The organism is Micromonospora sp. NPDC047740, from assembly GCF_043204735.1.
Classification (GTDB): Bacteria; Actinomycetota; Actinomycetes; order Mycobacteriales; family Micromonosporaceae; genus Micromonospora.
In genome coordinates this window covers 166,053-178,983 of sequence record NZ_JBIDCT010000014.1, presented here as the reverse complement: position 1 = coordinate 178,983, position 12,931 = coordinate 166,053, and the positions used below count along the sequence as shown (strand labels likewise).

Below are 12,931 nucleotides of genomic sequence, written 5' to 3'. Positions count from 1 at the left end.
GGCTGGCCCGCCGTTGCGTCGCTGGTGCGGCGTGCCGATGATCCGATCGGACGAATTGTGATCACCAAGACGGGCGTGTCGCAACGCGAAGCGGTGCGCCGGAGCCGGTAATGGAGATACCCTGCCGCCGTGAGGTCACCACGGCGCTGCTCCCGTAACGGCTGCCCCCGGCAAGCGGTCGCCACATTGACCTATGTCTACAACGAGTCGACGGCTGTGGTGGGGCCGCTGGCGGCCTTCGCCGAGCCGCACACGTACGACCTCTGCGAGCCGCACGCCCGGAGTCTGACCGCTCCGCGCGGCTGGGACGTGGTCCGGCACGAGGGCGAGTTCGAGCCGCCGCCGCCCACCACCGACGACCTGGTCGCGCTGGCCGAGGCGGTCCGCGAGGCTGCCCGCCCTGCCCCGCCCCGCCCCCCCGAGAACGACCAGGCGGTGGCCCAGGGCCCCCAGCAGACCGGCCGCCGCGGCCACCTCCGCGTCATCCCCCCCACCCACTAACCCCGCACCCCCCGCCGCCCGCCCCCGCGGCCCCCTGCGCATGCCCCGCTCCTCCCTCCCGCCGCGCCGTTGATCATGAAGTTGGCGGCAGTGACGGAGATCAAGAACGCCGCCAACCTCATGATCACCGAGTTCGGGCGGGGCGGGGGAGGGGCGGGAGGGGTGGGGGTTAGTGGCCGAGGAGGCGGGAGAAGGCGGCGGCGCGGCGGGACGGGCGGCCGGTGCGGAGTTCGGCCTCGTCGGCGGAGAACATGAGCTTGAGGCCGGCGTTCACGGCGAGCCAGCGCAGCGGCTCGGGCTCCCAACGCGGGGAGCGGTGGTTGACCCAGGGGAGTTCGGTCAGCTCGCTCGCCTCGCCCCGGATCAGGTCGGCCAGGGTACGGCCGGCGAGGTTGCTGGTGCCGACGCCGTCGCCGACGTAGCCGCCGGCCCAGGCGAGGCCGGTCGCCCGGTCCAGCCCCACCGAGGCGGTCCAGTCCCGGGCGACGCCGAGCGGCCCGCCCCAGGTGTGGCTGATCGGCGCCGCCGGCCCGAGCACCGGGAAGAGTTCGCCCAGCACCCGGCGCAGGGCCGCGAAGACCCGGGGCTCCCGGTCATAGTCGGGGCGGACCCGGGAGCCGAAGTGGTAGGGGGCGCCCCGCCCGCCGAAGGCGAGCCGGCCGTCGGCGGTGCGCTGGCCGTAGATAATGACGTGCCGGAAGTCGGAGAAGGTTTCCCGCTCGGCCAGCCCGATCTCCGCCCAGGTTTCCGCCGGGAGCGGCTCGGTGGCCACCATCAACGAGTAGACCGGCGCGACGGCCCGCCGCTGCCCCGGCAACCCGGGGGTGAATCCCTCCGTCGCGCGGACCACCACCGGCGCCCGGACCACCCCCGCGGGGGTCACCGCCGCGCCGGGGCGCACCGCCGTGACCCGGGTCCGCTCGAAGATCCGTACGCCCCGGCGTTCCACTGCCCGGGCCAGTCCGCGGACCAGCTTCGCCGGGTTGACCGCGGCGCAGTGCGGGGTGTACGTGCCGCCGAGTACCCCCTCGGCCCGGCAGCGGGCGGTGGCCGCGGCGGCGTCGAGCAGCACCAGGTCGTCGTCGGCCAGTCCGTGCTCGCGGGCCTCGGCGACGGCGGCCCGGGCCCGGTCGAGTTGGACCTCCGTGCGGGCCAGCACCACGGTGCCGGCGGCCCGCCAGTCACAGTCGATCCCCTCGGCGGCGACCACCCGGCCGACCTCGCGGACCGTCTCGTGCATGGCCCGTTGCATGGCGAGCGCCCGGTCGCGGCCGTGCCGGCGGGTCAGCGCGGGCAGCGAGGTGGGCAGGAGGGCCGAGCACCAGCCGCCGTTGCGCCCCGAGGCGCCGTACCCGGCGATCTCCTGTTCCAGTACCACGATCCGCAGCGACGGGTCGGCCGCCGCCAGGTAGTACGCCGTCCACAGCCCGGTGTAGCCGGCCCCGACGAGCACCACGTCGGCGTCGGTGTCGCCGGGCAGCCCGGGGCGTGGCGTCAGCGGCTCGTCCACGCTGGACAGCCAGTACGACAGGTCCTGGTAGCGCATCACCACTCCGGCGGGGGCAGGTCGTGCCGCAGCCGCGGATCGGGCTGCGGGGTCCCGTACGCCTCGACGACCGGCACCACTCCGGCCCAGACCGGCCGGTCGAGGTCGTCCTCGGGGTCGTCGGGCGGCCCGGCACTGATCTTCACCGAGCACTCGTCGAGCGGCAGGGCGAGCACCAGCGTGGCGGCCAGTTCCTTGGCCGAGGGCGGCCGGATCCGCGCCCAGCGGCCGGGCAACAGGTGCTCGGAGAGCCGTTCCAGGGCGGCCAGCTTCTCGGCGCCGTCGAGCACGCCGAGGCAGCCGAGCACCATGGCGCACCGGTAGTTCATCGAGGACTCGAAGGCGCTGCGGGCCAGCACCAGCCCGTCGAGCAGGGTGACCGTGAGGCAGGCCGGGGCACCGGCGGCGAGGTGCCGGAAGAGGCGGCTGCCGGTGGAGCCGTGCACCAGCACCCGCTCCCCGTCCCGGGCGTACGCGACGGGCAGCGCGTACGGCTGGACGCCGTCGGCGATGGCGAGATGGGCGACCCGGCCGGCGTCGAGGACGGCGTGCAGGGCCGCCCGGTCGTGGACGGCGAGGTCGGGCAGCCGGCGTACCCGGGTCCGGTCGGTGCCGCCGACGGCGGCCCGGCTCGCGCCGTCCCCGCCGGCGGCCGCGGGACGGGGCCGGTCCGCGCGGTCGCGAGTCCCGGCCCCGTCCGACCCCGAGCCGGCGGTCAGAGGCGTGCCCATGCCTCGGTCAACACGGCGCGCAGGATCTGCTCGATCTCGTCGAACTGCTGCTGCTCGGCGATCAGCGGCGGGGCCAGCTGCACCACCGGGTCGCCCCGGTCGTCGGCGCGGCAGTAGAGCCCGGCCTGGAAGAGCGCGGTGGACAGGAAGCCGCGCAGCAGCCGCTCCGACTCGGCGTCGTCGAAGGTCTCCCGGGTCGCCTTGTCCTTGACCAGCTCGATGCCGTAGAAGTAGCCGTCGCCGCGGACGTCCCCGACGATCGGCAGGTCGTTGAGCTTCTCCAGGGTGGACCGGAACGCGTCCTCGTTGGCCCGGACGTGCCCGACCAGGTCCTCGCGGGCGAAGACCTCCAGGTTGGCCAGGGCCACCGCGCAGGAGACCGGGTGGCCGCCGAAGGTCACCCCGTGGGCGAACATGCCGGTCTCGGTGAGGAACGGCTCCATCAGCCGCTCGCTGGCGATCATCGCGCCGAGCGGGGCGTAGCCGGAGGTGATGCCCTTGGCGGTGGTGATGATGTCGGGCTGGTAGCCGTACCGGGTGGCGCCGAAGTATTCGCCGAGCCGGCCCCAGGAGCAGATCACCTCGTCGGAGACGAGCAGCACGTCGTACGCGTCGCAGATCTCCCGGACCCGCTCGAAGTACCCGGGCGGCGGCGGGAAGCAGCCGCCGGAGTTCTGCACCGGCTCCAGGAAGACCGCAGCGACCGTGTCCGGCCCCTCCCGCTCGATGGCGCGGCCGATCTCCTCGGCGGCCCAGCGACCGAACGCCTCCGGGGAGTCGCCGTGCTCGGGGGCCCGGTAGAAGTTGGTGTTCGGCACCTTGATGCCGCCGGGGACCAGCGGCTCGAAGTCGGACTTGATGCCCGGCAGGCCGGTGATCGACAGCGCGCCCATCGAGGTGCCGTGGTACGCGATGTAGCGGCTGACCACCTTGTGCTTGTTCGGCTGGCCGGTGCGCTTGAAGTAGGCCCGGGCCAGCTTCCACGCCGCCTCGACGGCCTCGGAGCCGCCGGTGGTGAAGAAGACCCGGTTCAGGTCGCCGGGGGTCAGCGAGGCGACCTTCTCGGCCAGCTCGACGGCCTTCGGGTGGGCGTACGACCAGAGCGGGAAGTAGGCCAGTTCGGCGGCCTGCTTGGCGGCCGCGTCGGCGAGTTCGGTCCGGCCGTGCCCGGCGTTGACGACGAAGAGCCCGGCGAGTCCGTCCAGGTAGCGGCGGCCCTGCGAGTCCCAGACGTAGGCGCCCTCGCCGCGCACGATCGTCGGTACCTCGCCGGCGGAGTAGCTGGCCATCCGGGTGAAATGCATCCAGAGGTGGTCGGTGGCGTTGGCCATGTCAGCCCCATCGGGTCTCGGGCCGGTCAAGGGGTGAAACCGGCCGCTCTGCCCACGGTTATCCCACAGTCCGTGCCGCCGAAGCAAGTGGGATCGGTAGCCCAGTGGCGTCTAGGCGACGGAATTAGCGTGCTGTTGGGTTGATGGCAACGGAATCCGTACCCGGACCGTGTCGTGGCGAGGCTCAGGCCGTGCCCCAGCTGTAGGTCTGCTTGCGCAGCTTCAGGTAGACGAACGCCTCGGTCGCCAGCACGCCCGGGACGCCGCGCAGCTTCTGGAGGATCTCCAGCAGGTGCTCGTCGTTGCGGCATACCACCTCGGCCAGCAGGTCGAACGAGCCGGCCGTGATCACCACGTAGTCGATCTCCTCGAAGTCGGCGAGCCGGTCGGCCACGGCCTCCAGGTCCCCGTCGGTACGCAGGCCGATCATGGCCTGGCGGGGGAAGCCGAGTTGGAGCGGATCGGTCACCGCGACGATCTGCATGACCCCGGCGTCGAGCAGGCGCTGCACCCGCTGGCGGACCGCCGCCTCGGAGAGGCCGACCGCCTTGCCGATGGTCGCGTACGGGCGTCGGCCGTCCTCCTGGAGCTGCTCGATGATCTGCTTGGCCACGTCGTCGAGCAGAACGTGACTGGCGCCTTCGCGCACGGTGACACGGCGCGCCCCGTTTCCGTTCTCCAGTTGCCGGTTGGCCATCGACCGCTCCCCTGTCCGGTTCCTTCGCGCTGAGCGTAGTGCCCGGGCGCAGTCTGGCGTATTTCGTGGTCGCTGGCTAATCCAACAACGGAATCCCTTGTAAGGGAGGTCACACCATGTCAGGATCAGTCGTCCATCGCCATGACCCTCCCGCCGGCGCGCCTCCCCCGTCCCGCCGCCGACGATGCCCCTTAGGAGTCGTCACATGCGTAGTCCCCTCCGGCCCCTCACCCGGCGTGGTCTGCTCACCGGCACCCTCGGGTCGGCCGCACTGCTCGCGACGGCGGGCACGCTGGCCGGCTGCGGCACGAAGGGCGCCCAACAGACCGAGGCCGGCTGCAAGAGCGAGGATCTCTCCGCGACGGAGAAGAAGCTGGCCTTCTCCAACTGGCCGCAGTACATCGACGTCGACGAGAAGGACGAGTCCAAGCGGCCCACCGTCGAGGCGTTCATCGCCAAGTCCGGCATCCAGGTGACCTACAACGAGGACATCAACGACAACAACGAGTTCTTCGGCAAGGTGCAGAACCAGCTCGCCGGCTGCCAGCCCACCGGGCGCGATCTCATGGTGCTCACCGACTGGATGGCCGCCCGGATGATCCGGCTCGGCTGGATCCAGAAGCTGGACAAGGCCAAGCTGCCCAATGTCGAGGCCAACCTGCTGCCCTCGCTGCGCAATGCGTCCTTCGACGCGGACCGCCAGCTCTCCGTCCCGTGGCAGTCCGGCTTGACCGCCCTCGCGTACAACGCCAAGGTGACCAAGGAGATCCGTACGGTCGACGAGCTGCTCACCCGCCCCGACCTCAAGGGCAAGGTGACCGCCCTGTCCGAGATGCGGGACACCATGGGCCTGCTGCTGCAGTCCAACGGCCACGATCCCTCGAACTTCACCACCGCCCAGTTCGACGACGCGCTGGCCAAGCTCAAGCGGGCCGTCGACTCCGGGCAGATCCGCAAGTTCACCGGCAACGACTACTCCCAGGACCTGAACAAGGGCGACATCGCCGCCTGCATCGCCTGGTCGGGCGACGTGATCCAGCTCGGCTTCGAGAACGACAACATCAAGTTCGTGTCGCCGGAGTCCGGCGTGATGCTCTGGTCGGACAACATGCTGGTGCCGAACAAGGCCAGCCACAAGGCGAACGCCGAAGAGCTGATCAACTACTACTACGACCCGGCGGTGGCCGCGAAACTCGCCGCGTACGTCAACTACATCTGCCCGGTCAAGGGTGCGCAGGCCGAGATGGAGAAGCTCGATCCGGACCTGGCCAAGAACCCGCTCATCTTCCCCGACGAGGCACTGCTGTCGAAGGCCCGGGGCTTCATGGCCCTGGACGAGCAGCGGGAGAAGGAGTACGAGGCCAAGTTCCAGAAGGTCATCGGGGCGTGAGGACGATGGGGCACGAGACACCGGCCGGCGACCTGCGCCTGGCCAACCTGACCAAGCGGTTCGGCGTCTTCACCGCCGTGGACGACCTCAGCCTGACCATCCCGCAGGGCTCCTTCTTCGCCCTGCTCGGTGCCTCCGGCTGCGGCAAGACCACCACGCTGCGGATGATCGCCGGGCTGGAGGAGCCGACCAGCGGGCAGGTGCTGCTCGGCGACCGGGACATCGCGGGGCTGCGGCCGTACAAGCGGCCGGTGAACACCGTGTTCCAGAGCTATGCCCTCTTCCCGCACCTCGACATCCACGAGAACGTGGCCTTCGGGTTGCGCCGGCGAGGCATCCGCAACGTCGGCGACCAGGTCGAGCGGATGCTCGCGCTGGTGCAGCTCGAAGGGTACGGCAGGCGCAGGCCGGCGCAGCTCTCCGGCGGCCAGCAGCAGCGGGTCGCGCTGGCCCGCGCGCTGATCAACCACCCGCAGGTGCTGCTGCTCGACGAGCCGCTCGGCGCGCTCGACCTGAAGCTGCGCCGGCAGATGCAGATCGAGCTGAAGCGGATCCAGACCGAGGTCGGCATCACCTTCGTGCACGTCACGCACGACCAGGAGGAGGCCATGACCATGGCCGACACCGTGGCGGTGATGAACGCCGGGCGGATCGAGCAGCTCGGGCGGCCCGCCGATCTCTACGAGTACCCGGCCACCGCGTTCGTGGCGAACTTCCTCGGCCAGTCCAACCTGCTGGCCGGCGAGGCGGCCGGGCGGAGCGGGGACGACGTGCTGGTCACCGCGCACGGCCTGCGCTTCTCGGTGCCCGCCGGGCGGGCCCGGGTCGATCGGGGGTCGGTCTTCCTCGGGGTACGCCCCGAGAAGCTGCACCTGGTCGAGCGCCCCGAGCAGGTGCCCGCCGGCCACCAGCACGTCGGCGGCGTGGTGACCGACGCGTCCTACGTCGGCGTGAGCACCCAGTATCTGGTGCGGACGGCGTGGGGCAGCGAGCTGTCCGCGTTCTCGGCCAACAGCGGGGTCGGCGGCCAACTGCCGCTCGGCGCCGCGGTGGTGGCGCACTGGGACCCGCGGCACGCGTTCCTGCTGCCGCGCGAATCCGGTGCGGACGACCAGACCACCCCGCTGCTCGACCAGCCGCCGGTGGGTGTGCTCTCGTGAGCGCGTTGGCCCACGTACCGACCTCGTCGGGGCAGGCGGCAGCGCCGCCACCCCGGCGGGGACGCCACCCGGCGCTGCCGTACCTGTTGCTGCTGCCGGGCGCGGCCTGGCTGCTGGTCTTCTTCGCCCTGCCGCTGCTCCAGCTCGCTGCGGCCAGCCTCTACGACCCGGGCGGATCCCTCTCCACCGGGTACGCGATGACCTGGGCCGTCGGCAACTACCCGGACGCGTTGCAGGCGTACTGGCCGCAGTTCCTCCGGTCGTTCCTCTATTCGGCGATCGCGCTGGTGCTGGCCCTGCTGATGGGCTACCCGCTGGCGTACGGGATCGCCCAGAAGGCCGGCCGCTGGAAGAACCTGCTGCTGGTCGCGGTGGTCGCGCCGATGTTCACCAGCTTCCTGGTCCGGACGCTGGCCTGGAAGACCATCCTGTCGGACAACGGCTGGGTGGTGGGGCTGCTGCGGGACGTGCACCTGCTCGGGCCGGACGGCCGGCTGCTGGCCACGCCGGTGGCGGTGGTGCTCGGCCTGACGTACAACTTCCTGCCCTTCCTGGTGCTGCCGCTGTACGCGAGCCTGGAGCGGCTGGACCCGCGCCTGCTGGAGGCGGCCAGTGACCTGTACGCGAGCCCGCTGCGGGCCTTCCAGAAGGTCACCCTGCCGCTGTCCATGCCCGGCCTGATCGCCGGCACGCTGCTCTTCTTCATCCCGGCGACCGGTGACTACATCAACGCCGAGCTGCTCGGCACCCCGAACCAATACATGATCGGCAACGTCATCGACTCGGCGTTCCTGGTCCGGCTGGACTACCCGCAGGGTGCGGCCCTGTCGTTCCTGCTGATGGCGGCGATCCTCGCGATCGTCTTCGTCTACCTGCGCAAGGCCGGCACCGAGGAGGTGCTGTGATGTGCGCGAGGAGCACAGTGCAGCGGAGCCCCGCAGTCGCGAATGAAGGTGAGTTCTGATGCGCCGTTGGCTGGCCGACCGGTGGGTGATGGGCGCGGCTCTGCTCGTCCTCGGCTACCTCTCGCTGCCCATCCTGGTGGTCGCCGGCCTCTCCTTCAACCGGCCGTCCAGCCGGCTGTCCTACGACTTCAACGAGTTCACCCTGGACAACTGGACGCAGCCCTGCGCCACCTCCGACATGTGCGACGCCGTGATCCGCAGCATGGAGATCGGCCTGATCGCCACGGTGGTCTCCACCATCCTCGGCACGCTGATGGCGTTCGCCCTGGTCCGGCACGGCTTCCGGGGGCGCGCCGGGATCAACGGGCTGATCTTCCTGCCGATGGCCACCCCCGAACTGGTGATGGGCACCTCGCTGCTCGCCCTCTTCGTGGCCGCCGGGGTGCCGCAGGGCTTCTGGACCATCGTCATCGCGCACGTGATGTTCTGCGTGTCGTTCGTGGTGGTCACCGTGAAGGCCCGGCTCGCCGGCATGGACCGGCGGCTGGAGGAGGCCGCCATGGACCTGTACGCCAGCGAGTGGCAGACCTTCCGGCGGATCACGCTGCCGCTGGTGCTGCCCGGCATCGTGGCCGCCGCGCTGCTCGCGTTCTCGCTGAGCTTCGACGACTTCATCATCACGAACTTCAACGCCGGCACCACGGTCACCTTCCCGATGTACGTCTGGGGCGCCGCCCAGCGGGGCATCCCGCCGCAGGTCAACGTCATCGGCACGGCGATGTTCGTGATCGCGTTGCTGCTCGTCGGGGCCAGCTCGCTGCGCGGCCGGCGAGCCCGGCGGGCGGCCCTCGCGGCCCCCGTCGCGCCCCGCCCATCAGCGATGAGCGGATCATGAAACTCCCGCATACCGGCCGGGCGTTGGCCGACGCCGCGCCCGTCCCGTACTGGCTCGACCGACCGGAACGCCCCGACCCGCTGCCGCCGCTGGCCGGTCCGCACGACGCCGATCTGCTGGTGGTCGGTGGCGGGTACTCGGGGCTCTGGACCGCCCTGCTGGCCAAGGAGGCCGACCCGGACCGCGACGTGCTGCTGGTCGAGGCGGGCACCTGCGGCTGGGCGGCGTCGGGGCGCAACGGCGGGTTCTGCGCCGCCTCGCTCACCCACGGCCTGACCAACGGCGTCGACCGGTTCCCCGGCGAGATCGACGAGTTGGAGCGGCTCGGCCGGGAGAACCTGGCGGCCGTCGCCGCCACGGTGGCCCGGCACGACATCGACTGCGACTTCGAGCGGACCGGCGAGCTGGCGGTCGCCGTCGAGCCGTACCAGCTCGCCGGGCTCGCCGAGGACGCCGAGCTGGCCCGCCGGTACGGCCACGACGTCCGGCTGCTCGACCGCGACGAGGTACGCGCCGAGGTGGACTCGCCGACGTACCTCGGCGGGCTGTGGGACCGGGACCGGGTGGCCCTGCTCGACCCGGCGAAGCTCGCCTGGGGGCTCCGCCGCGCCGCCCTCGACCTGGGCGTACGCCTGCACGAGCACACCCGGGTCACCGGCCTGTGCCGGGACGGCGGCGCGCTGCGCGCGACGACGGCCGGTGGCCCGGACGGGGTGCCCGGCGTGGTCCGGGCCCGGCAGGTCGTGCTCGCCACCAACGCGTTCCCGCCGCTGCTGCGCCGGCTGCGCGCCTGGCTGGTCCCGGTCTACGACTACGCGCTGATGACCGAGCCGCTGACGCCCGTGCAGCGGAAGGCGATCGGCTGGGCGAACCGGCAGGGCCTGGCCGATGTCGGCAACCAGTTCCACTACTACCGGATCACCGCCGACGGCCGGATCCTCTTCGGTGGGTACGACGCGGTCTACCACTACGGCAACCGGATGGCCCCGGAGCTGGCGCAGCGGCCGGCCACCTTCACCGCCCTGGCCGAGCACTTCTTCACCACCTTTCCCCAGTTGGCGGGTCTCCGGTTCAGCCACCGCTGGGGCGGGGTGATCGACACCTGCACCCGGTTCTGCGCGTTCTTCGGCACCGCGTACGAGGGACGGCTGGCGTACGCGGCCGGGTTCACCGGGCTCGGCGTCGGGGCGACCCGGTTCGGCGCCCGGGTGATGCTCGACCTGCTCGGCGGGGAGGAGACCCCGCTGACCCGGCTCGACCTGGTGCGCAGCAAGCCGGTGCCGTTCCCGCCGGAGCCGTTCCGCGCCGCCGGCATCAACCTCACCCGTTGGTCGCTCGCCCGCGCCGACGCACGCCAGGGGCGGCGCAACGGGTGGCTCCGTACGCTCGATCGTCTTGGACTGGGGTTCGATTCCTGATGCGCATCCTGCTCGTCGGCGCCGGCGGCGTCGGCTCCGCCGCCGTCGCTATCGCCGCCCGCCGCTCCTTCTTCGAGACGATGGTGGTCGCCGACTACGACCTCGGCCGGGCCAGCCGGGCCATCGCGGATTACGACACCCGGTTCGTCGCCGCCCCGCTCGACGCCTCGTCGGCGGAGGCGGTCGCCGCGCTCTGCCGCGAGCACCGGATCACCCACGTGCTCAACGCGGTCGACCCGCGCTTCGTCATGCCGATCTTCGAGGGCGCGTTCGCCGCCGGGGCCGACTACCTGGACATGGCGATGTCGCTGTCCCGCCCGCACCCCGCGCATCCGTACGCGGAAACCGGGGTGAAGCTCGGCGACGACCAGTTCGCTCTCGCTGAGCAGTGGTCCACGGCCGGTCGGCTCGCGCTCTGCGGCATCGGCGTCGAGCCGGGCCTGTCCGACGTCTTCGCCCGCTACGCCGCCGACGAACTCTTCACCGAGATCGACGAGATCGGGGTACGCGACGGCGCCAACCTCACCGTCGACGGCTACGACTTCGCCCCGTCGTTCTCCATCTGGACCACCATCGAGGAGTGCCTCAACCCGCCGGTGATCTGGGACGCCGACCGGGGTTGGTACACCACCCCGCCGTTCTCTGAGCCGGAGGTGTTCGAGTTCCCGGCGGGGATCGGCCCGGTGGAGTGCGTCAACGTGGAGCACGAGGAGGTGCTGCTGATCCCGCGCTGGGTGAAGGCCAAGCGGGTGACTTTCAAGTACGGCCTGGGCGACGAGTTCATCGAGGTGCTCAAGACCCTGCACAAGCTGGGCCTCGACTCGACGCGGCCGGTGTCGGTGCGCGGCGTCGAGGTCGCCCCGCGCGACGTGGTGGCCGCCTGCCTGCCCGACCCGGCCACGCTCGGCGACCGGATGCGCGGCAAGACGTGCGCCGGGACGTACGTCACCGGCACCGGGGCTGACGGCCGGCCGCGGCGGGTCTACCTCTACCACGTGGTCGACAACGAGTGGTCCATGAAGGAGTACGGCCACCAGGCGGTGGTCTGGCAGACCGCGATCAACCCGGTCGTCGCGCTGGAACTACTGGCCACGGGCACCTGGTCCGGCACCGGGGTGCTCGGCCCGGAGGCGCTGCCCCCGCGGCCCTTCCTCGACCTGCTGACCGGCTACGGCTCGCCGTGGGGGATGGAGGAGCGGTGACCCGCTACGGCCCCATGTTCGGCCCCGACGTGACGTTCCTCGGGGTGCCCCCGTGCACCCTGGACGAGCCGGTCAGCTACGCGGACGCGGACGTGGTGATCGTGGGCGCGCCCTTCGACGGCGGCACCTCGCACCGGCCCGGCACCCGGTTCGGCCCGTCCGCCATCCGCCAGGCCTGCTACCTGCCGCACGACGGCTCCCGCCCGTCGCTGGCGCTGCGGGTGGACGGCCTGCAGGACCTCCGCGTCTACGACGCGGGCGACGTGGAGATGTTCTCCGGCGACATCGAACGGTCGCTGTCCGCGCTGGAATCCGCCGTCCACGCGGTCGCGTCCGCCGGGGCGATCCCGATCGTGCTCGGCGGCGACCACTCCATCGCGCTGCCCGACGCCACCGGAGTCGCCCGGCACCACGGGCTCGGCCGGGTGTCGCTGGTGCATTTCGACGCGCACGCCGACACCGGGGACATCGAGTTCGGCTCGCTGCACGGGCACGGCCAGCCGATGCGCCGGCTCATCGAGTCCGGCGCGGTACGCGGTGACCGCTTCCTCCAGATCGGCCTGCGCGGCTACTGGCCCGGCCCGGAGACGCTCTCCTGGATGGCCGACCAGCGGATGCGGTCGTACGAGATGACCGAGGTGGTGGCCCGTGGGCTCGACGAGTGCCTGACCGAGGCGTTCGGGATCGCCACCGACGAGTGCGAGGGGGTCTTCCTCTCCGTCGATGTGGACGTGGTCGACCCGGGCATGGCCCCCGGCACCGGCACCCCGGAGCCCGGCGGGCTGACCTCGCGGCAGCTGCTCGACGCCGTCCGGCGCTGCTGCTACGAGCTGCCCGTGGTCGGGGTGGACGTGGTCGAGGTCGCGCCGCCGTACGACCACGCCGACATCACCGCGTACCTGGGGAACCGGGTGGTCCTGGAGGCGTTGTCGGCGATCGCCCGCCGCCGCCGGGACGCCGTCGGCGGCCCGCCCTGGGACCCGCGCCAACCCCTTCTCGACGGCCGCTGACGGGCCGGCTGATCCCCGTCCGGTCCGCCACGGCCGGTGCCAGGCAGGGCCGGACACCTGGCTGCGCACGATCGCGGTGGACCGCCACCCGCTGACCCGGGAATCGTGACCAGCAGGGATCGTCAGCCGGGGAAGGGGTGGTCCG

At 71.9% G+C, this 12,931-nt stretch carries 12 protein-coding genes; 8 read left to right on the top strand and 4 right to left on the bottom strand.

The features are described 5' to 3' along the window. The first annotated feature begins 129 nt into the window (after positions 1-129). Positions 130-501 (top strand): DUF3499 domain-containing protein, encoded by a 372-nt coding sequence (locus tag ACGF4F_RS25540; protein ID WP_357436534.1) that lies wholly within the window; start codon positions 130-132, stop codon positions 499-501. Between the two features lie 169 nt (positions 502-670). Here ACGF4F_RS25540 and ACGF4F_RS25535 read toward each other — a convergent pair whose 3' ends face one another. The 4 genes from ACGF4F_RS25535 to ACGF4F_RS25520 form a co-directional block, all read right to left on the bottom strand. Next, positions 671-2,047, bottom strand: coding sequence for an FAD-dependent oxidoreductase (locus tag ACGF4F_RS25535; RefSeq protein WP_357436536.1), 1,377 nt, complete (start codon positions 2,045-2,047; stop codon positions 671-673). Further along, positions 2,047-2,778, bottom strand: coding sequence for a pyridoxamine 5'-phosphate oxidase family protein (locus tag ACGF4F_RS25530; RefSeq protein ID WP_357436538.1), 732 nt, complete (start codon positions 2,776-2,778; stop codon positions 2,047-2,049). The genes ACGF4F_RS25535 and ACGF4F_RS25530 overlap by 1 nt, the downstream gene beginning before the upstream one ends. Next, entirely contained in the window at positions 2,763-4,109 is a 1,347-nt protein-coding gene (locus ACGF4F_RS25525; protein WP_357436540.1) for an aspartate aminotransferase family protein, read from the bottom strand. The genes ACGF4F_RS25530 and ACGF4F_RS25525 overlap by 16 nt, the downstream gene beginning before the upstream one ends. A gap of 184 nt (positions 4,110-4,293) precedes the next feature. Then, the gene (locus tag ACGF4F_RS25520) at positions 4,294-4,806 is read right to left on the bottom strand and encodes an Lrp/AsnC family transcriptional regulator (RefSeq protein WP_357436542.1); all 513 of its coding nucleotides are present in this window, start codon (positions 4,804-4,806) and stop codon (positions 4,294-4,296) included. 205 nt (positions 4,807-5,011) lie between these two features. On the opposite strand from ACGF4F_RS25520, the gene ACGF4F_RS25515 reads away from it, so the two are divergent. Genes ACGF4F_RS25515 through speB form a run of 7 tightly spaced genes read left to right on the top strand, consistent with a single transcriptional unit; the run spans position 5,012 to position 12,786 of the window. Continuing rightward, entirely contained in the window at positions 5,012-6,196 is a 1,185-nt protein-coding gene (locus tag ACGF4F_RS25515) for a spermidine/putrescine ABC transporter substrate-binding protein (RefSeq protein WP_357436543.1), read from the top strand. 5 nt (positions 6,197-6,201) lie between these two features. After that, on the top strand, positions 6,202-7,356 hold the full coding sequence (locus tag ACGF4F_RS25510; protein ID WP_357437153.1) for an ABC transporter ATP-binding protein: 1,155 nt from the start codon (positions 6,202-6,204) through the stop codon (positions 7,354-7,356). Continuing rightward, the gene (locus ACGF4F_RS25505) at positions 7,353-8,261 is read left to right on the top strand and encodes an ABC transporter permease (protein ID WP_357436544.1); all 909 of its coding nucleotides are present in this window, start codon (positions 7,353-7,355) and stop codon (positions 8,259-8,261) included. The genes ACGF4F_RS25510 and ACGF4F_RS25505 overlap by 4 nt, the downstream gene beginning before the upstream one ends. Positions 8,262-8,319: 58 nt before the next feature. Beyond that, complete coding sequence (locus ACGF4F_RS25500) at positions 8,320-9,156, top strand: ABC transporter permease (RefSeq protein ID WP_073832826.1); 837 nt, start codon at positions 8,320-8,322, stop codon at positions 9,154-9,156. Continuing rightward, the gene (locus ACGF4F_RS25495) at positions 9,153-10,574 is read left to right on the top strand and encodes an FAD-dependent oxidoreductase (RefSeq protein WP_357436546.1); all 1,422 of its coding nucleotides are present in this window, start codon (positions 9,153-9,155) and stop codon (positions 10,572-10,574) included. Before ACGF4F_RS25500 ends, ACGF4F_RS25495 begins: the two co-directional genes overlap by 4 nt. After that, complete coding sequence (locus tag ACGF4F_RS25490) at positions 10,574-11,776, top strand: saccharopine dehydrogenase C-terminal domain-containing protein (protein ID WP_357436548.1); 1,203 nt, start codon at positions 10,574-10,576, stop codon at positions 11,774-11,776. The genes ACGF4F_RS25495 and ACGF4F_RS25490 overlap by 1 nt, the downstream gene beginning before the upstream one ends. Beyond that, positions 11,773-12,786 carry an agmatinase gene (gene speB, locus ACGF4F_RS25485; protein WP_393080871.1) on the top strand — a complete coding sequence of 338 codons (1,014 nt, stop codon included), beginning with the start codon at positions 11,773-11,775 and terminating at the stop codon, positions 12,784-12,786. Before ACGF4F_RS25490 ends, speB begins: the two co-directional genes overlap by 4 nt. Positions 12,787-12,931: the final 145 nt, after the last annotated feature.